Here is a 14,808-nt window from a genome sequence, read left to right on the forward strand (position 1 = left end):
CTCCGGTCGGCCCCTGGTGCACCGGGCACCCTTCCGGCGCTCCGCCTGCGGATGTCCCTTCCCTCCGCCTGCGGATGCGCCGTCCCTCCGCCTGCGGATGCCCCGCCCCTCCTGCACACTCCTGAGGGGGGCGCAGCCGGACGGAAGGCGGATCTCATGGCCGACGCTCGTGACGCGACCCACCGTCCCCCGAGCCCGCTGAGGATCACCGCCCGGGGCCGGGCCGTCCTCGCCGACCCCCGGATCAATCGCGGTACGGCGTTCACCCGGGCGGAGCGCCGCGCCCTGGACCTGACCGGCCTGGTCCCGCCGCACGTGCTCACCCAGGACGAGCAGGCCGAGCGCGCCTACGCCCAGTACCGGGAACAGCCCAGCGACCTGGCCAAGAGCGTCAACCTGACCAACCTGCACGACCGCAACGAGACGCTGTTCTACCGGCTGGTCGGCGACCACCTCGAAGAGATGCTGCCCATCGTCTACACGCCCACCGTGGGCACGGCCATCGAGCGCTACAGCTACGAGTACCGCCGCCCGCGCGGCATCTACCTCTCCGTGGACGCTCCCGAGGACATCGAACGCTCCCTGCGCGCGAGCGGCCTCGGCGCGGACGACGTCGACCTGATCGTGGCCACCGACGGCGAGGGCATCCTCGGCATCGGCGACTGGGGCGTCGGCGGCATCGACATCGCCGTCGGCAAGCTCGCCGTCTACACCGCCGCCGCCGGCGTCGACCCCCGCCGCACCCTCCCCGTGATGCTCGACGTCGGCACCAACCGCCGGGAGCTCCTCGACAACCCGCTCTACCTCGGCAACCGGCACCCCCGCGCCGACCGCGACACCTACGACGCCTTCATCGACGCCTACGTCACCACCGCCACCCGGCTCTTCCCCGGCGCCCTGCTGCACTGGGAGGACTTCGGGACCGCCAACGCCCGCCGCATCCTCGACCGATACCGGGACCGGGTCTGCACCTTCAACGACGACATCCAGGGCACGGGTGCCGTCAATCTCGCCGCCGTCCTGTCGGGCGTGCGCGCCGCCGGGGTGCCCCTGCGCGAGCACCGGATCGTCGTCTTCGGCGCCGGCACGGCGGGGATCGGCGTCGCCGACCAGCTCCGGGACGCGCTCGTCGCCGAGGGGATGAGCGCCGACGAGGCCACCGCCCGCTTCTGGTGCGTCGACCGGTACGGCCTGCTCACCGACGACCAGGGCGACAGGCTCCGCGACTTCCAGGCGCCCTACGCCCGCCGGGCGGACGAGGCCGACGGCTGGCGCCGGGACGACGGTCTGCCCGGCATCCCCCTCGGCGAGGTGGTCCGCCGCGTCCGCCCGACCATCCTGATCGGCACCTCCGGCCAGGGCGGCGCCTTCACCGAGGAGATCGTCCGCGAGATGGCCGGCCACACCGAGCGGCCGATCATCCTGCCCATGTCCAACCCCACCGACCTCGCCGAGGCCACCCCCGCCGACCTGCTCGACTGGACCGACGGCAAGGCCCTGGTCGCCACCGGCAGCCCCTTCGACCCCGTCGAGCGGGACGGGACGACGTACGAGATCGGCCAGGCCAACAACGCCCTGGTCTTCCCCGGCCTCGGCCTCGGCGCGATCGTCGCCCGAGCCTCCCGGATCACCGACCGCATGCTCCGCGCGGCGGCCGACGCCGTGGCCCGCCGGACGGACGACACGGACGTCGCCCGCCTGAACGCGCCGGTCCTGCCGTCCATCCGCGACCTGCGCGCCACCTCGGAAGCGGTCGCCGTGGCGGTCGCCCGCACGGCGGTGGAGGAGGGCGTCGCCCGGGCCGACGCCGGCGACGCCGCCTCGGCGGTGCGGGCGGCCCGCTGGGAGCCGGTGTACCCGCCGGTGGAGGCGGTCTGAGCGGCCGGATCAGGCCATACGTTGCGGCCGGTCAAGGGGCGGGCCGTCCGCTGACCGGCGTCGCTGTGTACGTTGTCGGTGAGGGTCCGCGCCGACGTCGAGGCGCCGGAGACAACCAGGGGACAAACGAGCACATGGCACGCGTCGCCGTCATCACCGCACCCAACATCGGCTACCGCAACACGGGAATGCTGACGGTCGACCTGGCCTTCGAGTCCCTGCGACGGCGCATGGGCGGCGGGATCGACGCGACCTGGTACACCCTCCACCTGCCGCAGACCGTGCCCCTGCGCGCGGGCGTGCGAGCCAGCGACCTCCCCTTCCGCTTCCTTCCGCTGACCGAGCACCTGGACACCCTCCGCGACCACGACGCCGTCGTCTTCTGGGGCGACTTCCTGCACACCCGGCACTATCTGGCCCAGGACGCGACGAACCGCCTGCTCGACTTCGGCATCGCCCCCCACCGGGAAGCCGCCCGCACCCTGCTCAACCGCACCCTGCTGCTGGCGGACCAGCCGGACGAACTCCTCGCCCGCACCCTCAGCTACGGCGGCACGATCCTGCACAACACGCAGTCCGACTACGAGGACAAGGAGTACGGCCCCCTGTTCTCCCGCCTGATGACGGGCAGCCGCCGGGTCTGGGTGCGCGACCCGCTCTCGGCGGCGAAGCTCGCGCACCTGCGCGGGGACCGGACGACCGACTACTTCGGCTCGGACGCGGCACTGCTCTCCCGCCCGGGCGACCTCGACCACCTGCCGGGCACGCGGTGGTCCCGGGACCTCGCGGAGGGCGGAGCGATCGGCGTGTTCCTCGGCGCCCGCACGCCGGTCCCCGAGTGGCTGCCCGCGTACTGCCAGGCCCTGTCCGACCGCTTCGGCGCGCCCCTCGAATGGCTGCCGTGGTTCGACCGGGACGTCCCGGCCCGGGTCGGCCACATCCCGGCCCGCCCGGGTGAGCGCACCGTCGGCGACCTGGTGAAGGTGCTGCCCCGCTACCGCCTGGTCATCACGGACACCTACCACCTGTGTGTCAACGCCTGGGGCGCCGGCACCCCGGTGCTCTGCGTCGGCGCGCCGGAACCGAGGCCGACGACCGACGACGACTACCTGACGCTGAGCGACGTGAAGAAGCACGTGTTCCACATGGCGTACGACGCGACGGACTTCTACCTGACCACCCTGCCGGACACCCCGGAGGCGTACGAGCGGCGAGCCGACCGGCTCGTCCACCTGGTGGAAGGCGGCGGAGCGGACGCCGTCGCGGCACGCATCCGCGCCCACGCCGACCACTCGGCGGCCGCCTTCACCGAGACGCTGACCTCGCTGGTGCGCTAGCCCTTCACTTCACCGGTGCGCTGGCCCTGGACCGGCTCCACGAGAACCGACCGCCCCCCCGGTGCACCTGGCGCCCGGAAATTCATGCAAGCATGCTTGATTGTTTCCCGGGTCGCTGACATGCTCCCCTCATGGCCGACCCGACGCCCGTCATCGACGACCTGCGTGCCGAGAGCGACGAACTGGACCGGCTGGTAGCCGAGTTGAGACCGGAGCAGTGGTCGCTCCCGACTCCCGCCCCCGGCTGGACCCTCGCCCACCAGATCGCCCACCTCACCTGGACCGACCGCTCGGCGCTGCTGGCGGTCACCGACGCGGACGCCTTCCAGGCCCTGGTCGAAAAGGCGCTCACCGCCCCCGATTCGTTCGTGGACGAGGGCGCGGAGGAAGGCGCGCGACTCCCGCCCGCCGAACTGCTCCCGACCTGGCGCACGGGACGGGCCGCTCTCGACCAGGCCCTGCGCGCCGCACCGGCCGGGGCCCGTTTCCCCTGGTACGGGCCGCCCATGTCGGCGGCCTCGATGGCCACGGCCCGTCTTATGGAGACCTGGGCCCACGGCCTGGACATCGCCGACGCGCTGGGTGTGGTGCGCCCACCCACCGAGCGGCTCAAGCATGTGGTCCGACTGGGGGTGCGTACCCGTGACTTCGCCTACACCGTCCACGGCCTCACCCCGCCCACCGAAGAGTTCCGGGTGGAACTCACCGCGCCGTCGGGCGAGGTGTGGGCCCACGGTCCCGAAGAGGCCGCGCAGCGCGTCACCGGTCCCGCCCTCGACTTCTGTCTCCTGGTGACCCGGCGGGCCCACCGCGCCGACCTCGCCCTGACCGCCCTCGGCCCGGACGCCGACCGCTGGCTGGACATCGCCCAGGCCTTCGCGGGCCCGCCCGGCGCCGGCCGCGCGCCGAACGGGGCCGACCGGTGAGGCCGTTGCGCACGGGCAACTTCTCCGGCTTCTACGGCGACCGCTTCGACGCCCTGCGCGAGATGCTCACCGGTGGCGAGGTCGACGTCCTCACCGGCGACTACCTCGCCGAACTGACCATGCTGATCCTCGGCCGGGACCGGCTGAAGGACCCCTCCGCCGGTTACGCCCGCACCTTCCCGCGCCAGCTGGAGGACTGTCTCGGCCTCGCCCACGAGCGCGGGGTGAAGATCGTCACCAACGCGGGCGGGCTCAACCCGGCCGGGCTGGCGGCAGCCGTGCGGGAGCTGGCCGGCCGGCTGGGACTGCCCGTCCGGGTCGCCCATGTCGAGGGCGACGACCTCACCGGCCGCCACCCCGGTACCCTCGCCGCCCACGCCTACCTCGGCGGCTTCGGCATCGCCGAGTGCCTGCGGGCCGGCGCGGACGTCGTCGTCACCGGACGCGTGACCGACGCGGCCCTCGTCACCGGGCCGGCCGCCGCCCACTTCGGCTGGCAGCCCGGGGAGTACGACCGGCTCGCGGGCGCCGTCGTCGCCGGGCACGTACTGGAGTGCGGCACGCAGGCCACCGGCGGGAACTACGCCTTCTTCCACGAGGGGGACGTACGCCGGCCCGGCTTCCCGCTCGCAGAGATCCACGCCGACGGCAGCAGCGTCATCACCAAGCACCCCGGCACCGGCGGCCTGGTCGACGCCGGCACGGTCACCGCCCAGCTGCTCTACGAGACCGGGGGCGGCCGGTACGCCGGGCCCGACGTCACCGCCCGGCTGGACACCGTACGGCTGAGCCAGGACGGCCCGGACCGGGTACGGATCGACGGGGTGCGGGGCGAGGCGCCGCCGCCGACCCTGAAGGCCGGCCTCAACCGGCTCGGCGGGTTCCGCAACGAGGTCGTCTTCGTCCTCACCGGACTCGACATCGAGGCCAAGGCAGCCCTGGTGCGGGCCCAGCTCACCGACGCCCTCGCCAAGGCACCGCCCGCCGAGGTCCGCTGGGATCTCGTCCGCACCGACCGGGCCGACGCCGACACCGAGGAGACGGCCAGCGCCCTGCTGAGGCTCGTCGTACGGGACACGGACGAGCGGGTCGTCGGGCGGGCGCTGAGCGGGGCGGCCGTCGAGCTGGCGCTGGGCAGCTACCCGGGCTTCCATGTGCTCTCCCCACCGGGAAAGGGCGCCCCCTATGGGGTCTTCGAGGATGTGTACGTCCCCCATAGCGCCGTCGACCATGTGGCCGTCCTCCACGACGGACGCCGTGTCCCGGTGCCGCCACCCCAGGACACCCGGCCACTGAGCGAGGTACGGCAGCCCGCCCTGCCCGAGCCCCTGCCCCCCGGCCCGACCCGCCGCGCACCGCTCGGCCTGGTCGCCGGGGCGCGCAGCGGCGACAAGGGCGGCAACGCCAACGTGGGGGTGTGGGCCCGCACCGACGACGCCTGGCGCTGGCTCGCCCACGAGCTGACCGCCGAGACGTTCCGCCGGCTCGTCCCGGAGAGCCGGGACCTGCCGGTCACCCGGCACGTCCTGCCGAACCTGCGTGCCCTGAACTTCGTCGTGGAGGGCATCCTCGGCGCCGGCGTCGCCGCGCAGGCCCGCTTCGACCCGCAGGCCAAGGCCCTCGGCGAATGGCTGCGCTCCCGCCACCTGGAGATCCCGGAGACCTTGCTGTGACGGTTCTGCAGACCGCTCTCGACCCCGCCGGCCCCGACTACCGGACCCACCGCGAGGCCATGCTCGCCAAGCTCGCCGAGCTGGAGACCGAGCACGCCAAGGCGCTCGCGGGCGGCGGCGAGAAGTACGTCGCCCGGCACCGGGGACGCGGCAAGCTGCTCGCCCGTGAACGCATCGAGCTGCTCCTCGACCCCGACACGCCCTTCCTGGAGCTGTCCCCGCTCGCCGCCTGGGGCAGCGACCACCCCGTCGGCGCCTCCCTGGTCACCGGCATCGGTGTGGTCGAGGGCGTGGAGTGCCTCATCACCGCCAACGACCCGACCGTGCGCGGCGGCGCCAGCAACCCCTGGAGCCTGCGGAAGGCCCTGCGCGCCAACGACATCGCCCTCGCCAACCGGCTGCCCTGCATCAGCCTGGTGGAGTCGGGCGGTGCCGACCTGCCCTCCCAGAAGGAGATCTTCATCCCGGGCGGCGCCGTCTTCCGCGACCTGACGAGACTCTCCGCCGCCGGCATCCCGACCATCGCCGTCGTCTTCGGCAACTCCACCGCCGGCGGCGCCTACGTCCCCGGCATGTCCGACCACGTGATCATGGTCAAGGAACGGGCGAAGGTGTTCCTCGGCGGGCCGCCGCTGGTGAAGATGGCGACCGGCGAGGAGAGCGACGACGAGTCCCTCGGCGGTGCCGAGATGCACGCGCGCGTCTCCGGCCTCGCCGACCACTTCGCGCTGGACGAGCCGGACGCGCTGCGCCAGGCCCGCCGGGTGGTCGCCCGCCTGGGCCACCGCAAGGCCTACCCGGACCCCGGCCCGGCCGAGCCGCCGAAGTACGACCCGGAGGAGCTGCTGGGCGTCGTCCCGGGCGACCTGAAGATCCCCTTCGACCCGCGCGAGGTGATCGCCCGGATCGTGGACGGCTCCGACTTCGACGAGTTCAAGCCGCTGTACGGCACCAGCCTGGTCACCGGGTGGGCCGCCCTCCACGGCTATCCGGTCGGCATCCTGGCCAACGCCCAGGGCGTCCTGTTCAGCCCCGAGTCCCAGAAGGCCGCCCAGTTCATCCAGCTCGCCAACCAGCGCGACATCCCGCTGCTCTTCCTGCACAACACCACCGGCTACATGGTCGGCAAGCGGTACGAGCAGGGCGGCATCATCAAGCACGGCGCGATGATGATCAACGCGGTCAGCAACAGCCGGGTCCCGCACCTGTCGGTCCTCATGGGCGCCTCGTACGGCGCCGGACACTACGGCATGTGCGGCCGGGCCTACGACCCGCGCTTCCTGTTCGCCTGGCCCAGCGCCAAGTCGGCCGTCATGGGCCCGCAGCAGCTCGCCGGCGTGCTGTCCATCGTCGCCCGGCAGTCGGCGGCGGCGAAGGGGCAGCCGTACGACGAGGACGCGGACGCGGCCCTGCGCACCATGGTGGAGCAGCAGATCGAGTCCGAGTCGCTGCCCATGTTCCTGTCGGGGCGGCTGTACGACGACGGCGTCATCGACCCGCGCGACACCCGCACCGTCCTCGGCCTGTGTCTGTCCGCCATCCACACCGCACCCTACGAGGGCACCCGCGGCGGCTTCGGCGTCTTCCGGATGTGAGGGATCACGTGATTTCGAGTGTGCTCGTCGCCAACCGCGGTGAGATCGCCTGCCGTGTCTTCCGCACCTGTGCCGAGTTGGGAATCCGGACGGTCGCGGTGCACTCCGACGCCGACGCGAACGCGCTCCACGCGCGCGTTGCCGACACCGCGGTACGGCTGCCGGGCGCGGCACCCGCCGAGACGTACCTGCGCGGCGACCTGATCGTGAAGGCGGCCCTGGCGTCCGGCGCCGACGCCGTGCACCCGGGCTACGGCTTCCTGTCCGAGAACGCCGACTTCGCCCGCGCGGTCGTGGACGCCGGCCTGGTCTGGATCGGCCCGCCCCCGGAGGCCATCGAGGCCATGGCGTCCAAGATCCGCGCCAAGCGGCTGATGGGCCTCGCCCCCCTGGACGCGGCCGAGGTCACCGAGGCCGGCCTGCCGGTCCTGGTGAAGGCGGCGGCCGGCGGCGGCGGCCGCGGCATGCGGATCGTGCGCCGCCTGCGGGAGCTGCCGGCCGCGCTGGAGAGCGCCCGCGCCGAGGCCGCGAGCGCCTTCGGCGACGGCGAGGTCTTCGTGGAGCCGTACATCGAGCACGGCCGCCATGTCGAGGTGCAGATCCTCGCCGACACCCACGGCACCGTCTGGCCGCTCGGCACCCGCGACTGCTCCCTCCAGCGCCGCCACCAGAAGGTCATCGAGGAGGCCCCGGCGCCCGGCCTCGGCGCGGGTCTCGTCGAGGAACTGCGCGCGCTGGCCGTACGCGCCGCCCGGGCCGTCTCGTACGTCGGCGCCGGCACGGTCGAGTTCCTGGTCGCCGACGGCCGCGCCCACTTCCTGGAGATGAACACCCGGCTCCAGGTGGAACATCCCGTCACCGAGGCGGTGTTCGGCCTCGACCTCGTCGCCGAACAGATCCGCGTCGCGGAGGGCCACGCCCTGCGGAACGACCCGCCCCCCGCGCGCGGCCACGCGATCGAGGCCCGCCTCTACGCCGAGGACCCCGCCCACGGCTGGGCCCCCCAGACCGGCACCCTGCACCGCCTCGCCGTACCGCCCGGCGTCCGCCTGGACACCGGTTACACCGACGGCGACACCATCGGCGTCCACTACGACGCGATGCTCGCCAAGGTCGTCGCCCACGCCCCCACGCGCGCGGAGGCGCTCCGCAGGCTCGCGGGCGCGCTGGAGTCCGCCGCGATCCACGGCCCCGCCACCAACCGGGACCTGCTGGTGCGCTCCCTGCGGCACGAGGAGTTCACGGCCGCCCGCATGGACACCGGCTTCTACGACCGCCACCTCACCGAACTCAGCCGGCCCGCCCCCGACCCCCTCGCCCCCCTGGCCGCGGCCCTCGCCGACGCCCACGGCCGTTCCCGCTTCGGCGGCTGGCGCAACGTGCCCGCACAGCCGCAGGTGAAGCGCTACACGATGGCCGGGGAGGAGCACGAGGTCCGCTACCGGCACACACGGCAGGGGCCGACGGCGGACGGGGTACGGGTCGTCCACGCCGACGCGCACCTGGTCGTACTCGAAGCGGACGGCGTGCGGCGGAAGTTCACCGTCTCCCGCCACGGCGACCAGGTCTTCGTCAACGCCACCACGCTCACCGCCCTGCCCCGCTTCCCCGACCCGACGGCCCAGGTCGCTCCCGGTTCCCTGCTCGCACCGATGCCGGGCACCGTCGTACGCGTCGCCGAGGGCCTGTCGCAAGGGGCGGCGGTCCAGGCCGGCCAGCCCCTGGTCTGGCTGGAGGCGATGAAGATGCAGCACCAGATCTCCGCGCCCGTCACCGGCACGCTCAGCGCACTGCACGCCACCCCGGGACAGCAGGTGGAGCCCGGCACGCTGCTGGCCGTAGTCCAGGAAACCTCTTCTTAGGAGCCCCATGACCGCCGTCATCGAATCCGAAGAGCACAAGGCCCTGCGCTCCGCGGTCGCCGCCCTCGGCAAACGCTACGGCCGCGACTACCTCGTCCGCACCGTGGCCGAGGGCAAGCCCCTCGCCGAACTCTGGTCCGAGGCGGGCAAACTCGGCTACCTCGGCGTCAGCCTCCCGGAGGAGTACGGCGGCGGAGGCGGCGGCATCACCGAACTCTCCATCGTGCTGGAAGAACTGGGCGCGGCAGGCTCGCCCCTGCTCATGCTGGTGGTCTCCCCGGCCATCTGCGGCACCGTGATATCCCGCTTCGGCACGCAGGAGCAGAAGCGGCGGTGGCTTCCCGGACTCGCCGACGGCACCCGCCTCATGGCCTTCGGCATCACCGAACCCGACGCCGGCTCCAACAGCCACCGCATCACCACCACGGCCCGGCGGGACGGCACCGACTGGCTCCTCACCGGCCGCAAGGTGTTCATCTCCGGCGTCGACATGGCCGACGCCGTCCTGATCGTCGGCCGCACCGAGGACGCCCGCACCGGCAGCCTCAAACCCTGCCTGTTCATCGTCCCGACCGACGCCGAGGGCTTCCAGAAGCGGCCCATCGACATGGAACTCAACGCCGCCGAGAAGCAGTTCGAGCTGGTCCTGGACGACGTACGGCTGCCCGCCGACGCGCTCGTCGGTGAGGAAGAGGACGGCGGGCTGCTCCAGCTGTTCGCCGGACTCAACCCCGAGCGGATCATGACCGCCGCGTTCGCCATCGGCATGGGCCGTTACGCCCTCGCCCGAGCCGTCGAGTACGCCCGCGACCGCACCGTCTGGAAGGCCCCCATCGGCGCCCACCAGGCCATCGCGCACCCCCTGGCACAGGCCCACATCGACCTGGAACTGGCCCGGCTGATGACGCGCAAGGCGGCCCACCTCTACGACCACGGCGACGACGTCGGCGCGGGCGAGGCCGCCAACATGGCCAAGTACGCGGCGGGCGAAGCCTGCGTGAAGGCCGTCGACCAGGCCGTGCACACCCTCGGCGGCAACGGGCTCACCCGCGAATACGGACTCGCCTCGCTGATAACGGCCGCCCGTGTGGCCCGTATCGCACCGGTGAGCCGGGAGATGATTCTCAACTACGTCTCCCACCAGACCCTGGGCCTGCCCAAGTCCTACTAGGCGCCCGTCTTGGAGGAACCGTGTTCCGCAGCGAGTACGCAGACGTTCCCCCCGTGGAACTCCCCATCCACGACGCCGTCCTCGGCCACGCCGCCGCCTTCGGCGACCGGCCGGCCCTCGTCGACGGCACGGACGGCACCACCCTCACGTACGAGCAGGTGGACCGGTTCCACCGGCGCACCGCCGCCGCCCTCGCCGCCGCGGGCGTCCGCAAGGGCGACGTCCTCGCCCTGCACAGCCCCAACACGATCGCCTTCCCGACCGCCTTCTACGCGGCCACGCGCGCGGGTGCCGTCGTCACCACCGTGCACCCGCTCGCCACCGCCGAGGAGTTCGCGGGACAGCTCCGCGACAGCGCGGCCCGCTGGATCATCACCGTGTCCCCGCTGCTGGCGACCGCCCGCCGGGCCGCCGAGATCGCCGGCGGCATACGGGAGATACTCCTGTGCGACAGCGCGCCCGGACACCGCTCACTGACCGACCTGCTCGCCTCCGGCGGCCCCGAACCGCTGCCCGGCATCGACCCGGCCCAGGACGTCGCCGCGCTGCCGTACTCCTCCGGCACCACCGGCGTCCCCAAGGGCGTCATGCTCACCCACCGGCAGATCGCCACCAACCTCGCCCAGCTGGAACCCGCCGTCCCGGCCGGCCCCGGCGACCGCATCCTCGCCGTCCTGCCGTTCTTCCACATCTACGGCCTCACCGCGCTGATGAACGCGCCCCTGAGGCACGGCGCCACCGTCGTCGTCCTCCCGCGCTTCGAGCTGGAGACCTTCCTCGCCGCCATCGAGAACCACCGCATCACCGGCCTGTACGTCGCCCCGCCGATCGTCCTCGCCCTCGCCAAACACCCGGCCGTCACCCGCTACGACCTCTCCTCCCTCCAGTACGTCATCAGCGCCGCCGCCCCCCTCGACGCCGCACTCGCCCGCGCCTGCTCCGAGCGGCTCGGCCTGCCCCCGATCGGCCAGGCGTACGGCATGACGGAACTCTCCCCCGGCACCCACGTCGTCCCCCTCGACCGCCTGCACGACGCCCCCGCCGGCACCGTCGGCAAGCTCATCGCCGGCACCGAGATGCGGATCGTCTCCCTGGACGACCCCGGCAAGGACCTCGGCACCGCGGAGACCGGCGAGATACTGATCCGCGGCCCCCAGGTGATGAAGGGTTACCTCGGCCGCCCCGACGCCACCGCCGACATGATCGACACCGACGGCTGGCTGCACACCGGGGACGTCGGACACGTCGACGCCGACGGCTGGCTGTTCGTCGTCGACCGGGTGAAGGAACTCATCAAGTACAAGGGCTTCCAGGTGGCCCCCGCCGAACTGGAGGCCCTCCTGCTCACCCACCCCGGCATCGCCGACGCCGCCGTCATCGGCGCCCGCAACGAGGACGGCAACGAGATCCCGCACGCCTTCGTCGTCCGCCACCCGTCCGCCGACGCCCCGACCGAGAACGACATCCTGCTGTACGTCGCCGAACGCGTCGCCCCCTACAAACGCGTCCGCCGGATCACCTTCGTCGACACGGTCCCGCGCGCCGCCTCCGGCAAGATCCTGCGCCGGGAACTCCGGGAGCTGACATGACCTCGATCAGCCGCACGCGCGCGCGTGCCGTCGAAACCCTCAGCCTGGACGCCACCGACACCCGCAACGCCCTCTCGGCGGCCCTCGTCGGCGAACTCACCGCCGCGCTCACCGACTGCGGCAAGGACCCCGACGTACGCGCCGTCGTCCTCACCCACACCGGCACCACCTTCTGCGCCGGCGCCGACCTGCGCGACCCGCCCGACCCGAACGCCCTGGTCGCCCTGCTCCGGCAGATCGTCGAACTGCCCAAACCCGTCCTCGCCCGCGTCACCGGACACGTCCGCGCCGGCGGCCTCGGCCTGCTCGCCGCCTGCGACGTCAGCGCCGCCGCCACCACGGCCACCTTCGCCTTCACCGAGGTCCGCATCGGAGTCGCCCCCGCGGTCATCTCCCTGACGGTCCTCCCGCGCGCCGACCCCCGCGCCCTCGCCCGCCACTACCTCACCGGCGAACGCTTCGGCCCCGCCGAAGCCGTACGCCTGGGACTGCTCACGGCGACCGCCGACGACGTGGACGACGCCCTCGCCCCCGTCCTCGACGGCCTGCGCCGCTCCGCCCCCCAGGCCCTGGCCGAGACGAAACGGCTGCTCACAGCTAGGGTGCTGGAGACATTCGACCGGGACGCGGCGGACCTGACCGCCCTTTCGGCCCGGCTGTTCTCCTCCCACCAGGCCCGGGAGGGGATGACGGCCTTCCTGGAAAGACGTGAGGCGGCGTGGGTGGTGTGAGTACGACCGAACGCGAACGCGTGCCCAAGCAGGACCGCAGCCGGGCCACCCGGCAGCGGCTCCTGGAAGCCGCCGTGGCCTGCCTCGCCGAACACGGCTGGGCAGGCTCCACCGTCACCGTCGTCGCCGAACGCGCCGGCGTCTCCCGCGGCGCAGCCCAACACCACTTCCCCACCCGGGAAGACCTCTTCACCGCGGCCGTCGAGTACGTCTCCGAAGAACGCTCCCTCGCCCTGCGCGCCCTGTTCCCCGAAGGCGCCGCCGACCGCGGCGCCGTCGTCGCCGCCCTCGTCGACCTCTACACCGGCCCCCTCTTCCGCGCCGCCCTGCACCTGTGGGTCGCCGCCTCCGACGAGGACCAGCTGCGCCCCCGCGTGACCGAGCTGGAGGCCCGCGTCGGCCGCGAGACCCACCGCATCGCCGTCGACCTCCTCGGCGCCGACGAGTCCCGCCCCGGCGTCCGCGAATCCGTCCAGGGACTCCTGGACATGGCCCGCGGCCTCGGCCTCGCCAACCTCCTCACCGACGACACCGCCCGCCGCGAACGCGTCGTCGCCCAGTGGGCGGCACTGCTGGACGAAGCCCTCGGCTGAACCCGCCGGCACCGGCACCGGCACCGGCGACGGCCACGGTCCGGCCGTGACCGAGTGAGCGGGGCCACACGCACTTCCGGCCGGGAACAGTACTCTTGGCCCATGCTTCCGATGCTCGTCCGCCGCCGCCACGTGGACTACGTGCGCGTCACGAGCATGGGCTGTCCGCGCTTCCGCGCCTGACCAGCCCCCTGTTTCTCTCTTTCCTCACCTTTCCGGCACCCGGGGGCCCGCCCTACCCCTCGGCGGCCACCCGTGCCCCGTACACCCTGCGGACGCACCCATGACCTCGCACACCGCGACGACCCCGTCGTACGGCCAACTCCCGATCATCGACCTCTCGGCCGCCGACCGCGGCCCCCGGGCACGGGCCCTGCTCCACAACAGACTGCACAGCGCCGCCCACGACGTCGGCTTCTTCCAACTCGTCGGACACGGCGTCACCCAGGCCGAGACCGACGCGCTGCTCACCGCCATGCGCGCCTTCTTCGCCCTCCCCGAGACCGACCGGCTCGCCCTCGACAACGTCGGCTCCCCGCACTTCCGCGGCTACACCCGCACCGGCGACGAACGCACCGGCGGCGCCCGCGACTGGCGCGACCAGCTCGACATAGGCGCCGAACGCCCCGCCCGCGTACCCGGCCCCGGCGAACCCCCGTACTGGTGGCTGCAAGGCCCCAACCAGTGGCCCGCCGCCCTCCCCCGGCTCCGCACGGCCGCCCTCGCCTGGATCGACAGGCTCAGTGCGGTCGCCCACCGCCTCCTGCACGAACTGCTGACCGCCATCGGCGCCCCCGCCGACTTCTACGACCCGGTCTTCGGCGCCCACGCCCACCCGCACCTCAAACTCGTTCGCTACCCCGGCAGCGCGACCGACGGCACCGGCCAGGGCGTCGGCGCCCACAAGGACTACGGCTTCCTCACCCTCCTGCTCCAGGACACGGTCGGCGGCCTCCAGGTCCAGCGCGAGGACGGCCGCTTCCACGACGTACCGCCCATCGACGGCGCCTTCGTCGTCAACCTCGGCGAACTGCTGGAAGTGGCCACCAACGGCTACCTGCTGGCCACCAACCACCGGGTCGTCAGCCCGCCCGGCGCCACCGAACGCTTCTCGGTCCCGTTCTTCTACAACCCGCGCCTCGACGCCCGCATCGAGCCACTGCCCTTCCCGCACGCCGCCGAGGCCCCCGGCATCACCACCGACCCGTCCAACCCCCTGTACGCCGAGTACGGCTACAACGAACTCAAGGGCAAGCTGCGCGCCCACCCGCTGGTGGCCCAGCGGCACCACGGGGACCTGCTCGCCACCGTATGAGAACAGGGCCCCGAGGCCCCGCTCTCCGGAGGCGGGGGGGGGGGGGGGGGCGCCGGCCGCCCCCCCCCCCCCCCCCCACCCCCCCCCCCCCCCCGCCAGACACGCACTACCAGCTCGCGGCCGCCCCCCGCCCCCCCA

11 protein-coding genes are annotated in these 14,808 nt (G+C 73.3%); all 11 read left to right on the top strand.

Translation table 11 applies throughout. The annotated features are described in order from the left end of the window. The first annotated feature begins 156 nt into the window (after window positions 1-156). The 11 genes from AB0B40_RS10245 to AB0B40_RS10295 all read left to right on the top strand — a co-directional run bounded on the left by AB0B40_RS10245 (window position 157) and on the right by AB0B40_RS10295 (window position 14,670). A complete protein-coding gene (locus AB0B40_RS10245; protein WP_345051244.1) occupies window positions 157-1,878 on the top strand; it encodes an NAD-dependent malic enzyme in 1,722 nt (573 codons plus the stop codon). Window positions 1,879-2,012: 134 nt separating this feature from the next. Continuing rightward, window positions 2,013-3,215, top strand: a complete 1,203-nt coding sequence (locus AB0B40_RS10250) for a hypothetical protein (protein WP_362263670.1) — start codon at window positions 2,013-2,015, stop codon at window positions 3,213-3,215. A 131-nt stretch (window positions 3,216-3,346) separates the two neighbouring features. Next, window positions 3,347-4,141: a TIGR03084 family metal-binding protein gene (locus AB0B40_RS10255; RefSeq protein ID WP_345051239.1), complete on the top strand. Its 795-nt coding sequence runs from the start codon at window positions 3,347-3,349 to the stop codon at window positions 4,139-4,141. Further along, window positions 4,138-5,814, top strand: coding sequence for an acyclic terpene utilization AtuA family protein (locus tag AB0B40_RS10260; RefSeq protein ID WP_345051236.1), 1,677 nt, complete (start codon window positions 4,138-4,140; stop codon window positions 5,812-5,814). The genes AB0B40_RS10255 and AB0B40_RS10260 overlap by 4 nt, the downstream gene beginning before the upstream one ends. Next, window positions 5,811-7,409: a carboxyl transferase domain-containing protein gene (locus tag AB0B40_RS10265; protein ID WP_345051235.1), complete on the top strand. Its 1,599-nt coding sequence runs from the start codon at window positions 5,811-5,813 to the stop codon at window positions 7,407-7,409. The genes AB0B40_RS10260 and AB0B40_RS10265 overlap by 4 nt, the downstream gene beginning before the upstream one ends. Window positions 7,410-7,417: 8 nt before the next feature. Continuing rightward, entirely contained in the window at window positions 7,418-9,271 is a 1,854-nt protein-coding gene (locus AB0B40_RS10270) for a biotin carboxylase N-terminal domain-containing protein (protein ID WP_345051233.1), read from the top strand. Between the two features lie 7 nt (window positions 9,272-9,278). After that, window positions 9,279-10,442, top strand: a complete 1,164-nt coding sequence (locus tag AB0B40_RS10275; RefSeq protein WP_345051232.1) for an acyl-CoA dehydrogenase — start codon at window positions 9,279-9,281, stop codon at window positions 10,440-10,442. 20 nt (window positions 10,443-10,462) lie between these two features. Continuing rightward, window positions 10,463-12,031: a 4-coumarate--CoA ligase family protein gene (locus AB0B40_RS10280; RefSeq protein ID WP_345051229.1), complete on the top strand. Its 1,569-nt coding sequence runs from the start codon at window positions 10,463-10,465 to the stop codon at window positions 12,029-12,031. After that, a complete protein-coding gene (locus AB0B40_RS10285; protein WP_362263671.1) occupies window positions 12,028-12,762 on the top strand; it encodes an enoyl-CoA hydratase family protein in 735 nt (244 codons plus the stop codon). The genes AB0B40_RS10280 and AB0B40_RS10285 overlap by 4 nt, the downstream gene beginning before the upstream one ends. Next, window positions 12,750-13,355 carry a TetR/AcrR family transcriptional regulator gene (locus AB0B40_RS10290; protein ID WP_345051226.1) on the top strand — a complete coding sequence of 202 codons (606 nt, stop codon included), beginning with the start codon at window positions 12,750-12,752 and terminating at the stop codon, window positions 13,353-13,355. Before AB0B40_RS10285 ends, AB0B40_RS10290 begins: the two co-directional genes overlap by 13 nt. A gap of 283 nt (window positions 13,356-13,638) precedes the next feature. Next, the gene (locus AB0B40_RS10295; RefSeq protein WP_345051225.1) at window positions 13,639-14,670 is read left to right on the top strand and encodes a 2-oxoglutarate and iron-dependent oxygenase domain-containing protein; all 1,032 of its coding nucleotides are present in this window, start codon (window positions 13,639-13,641) and stop codon (window positions 14,668-14,670) included. The last annotated feature ends 138 nt before the right edge of the window (window positions 14,671-14,808 follow it).

The organism is Streptomyces sp. NPDC042638 (assembly GCF_040647235.1).
In the GTDB taxonomy this organism is placed as follows: domain Bacteria; phylum Actinomycetota; class Actinomycetes; order Streptomycetales; family Streptomycetaceae; genus Streptomyces; species Streptomyces rameus.

Excerpts from the sequence above, each read along its gene's own strand:
- AB0B40_RS10255 (WP_345051239.1), top strand. The coding sequence starts at position 3,347 with ATGGCCGACCCGACGCCCGTCATCGACGACCTGCGTGCCGAGAGCGAC.
- AB0B40_RS10275 (WP_345051232.1), top strand. The coding sequence starts at position 9,279 with ATGACCGCCGTCATCGAATCCGAAGAGCACAAGGCCCTGCGCTCCGCG.
- AB0B40_RS10285 (WP_362263671.1), top strand. The coding sequence starts at position 12,028 with ATGACCTCGATCAGCCGCACGCGCGCGCGTGCCGTCGAAACCCTCAGC.
- AB0B40_RS10295 (WP_345051225.1), top strand. The coding sequence starts at position 13,639 with ATGACCTCGCACACCGCGACGACCCCGTCGTACGGCCAACTCCCGATC.
- AB0B40_RS10250 (WP_362263670.1), top strand. The coding sequence starts at position 2,013 with ATGGCACGCGTCGCCGTCATCACCGCACCCAACATCGGCTACCGCAAC.
- AB0B40_RS10245 (WP_345051244.1), top strand. The coding sequence starts at position 157 with ATGGCCGACGCTCGTGACGCGACCCACCGTCCCCCGAGCCCGCTGAGG.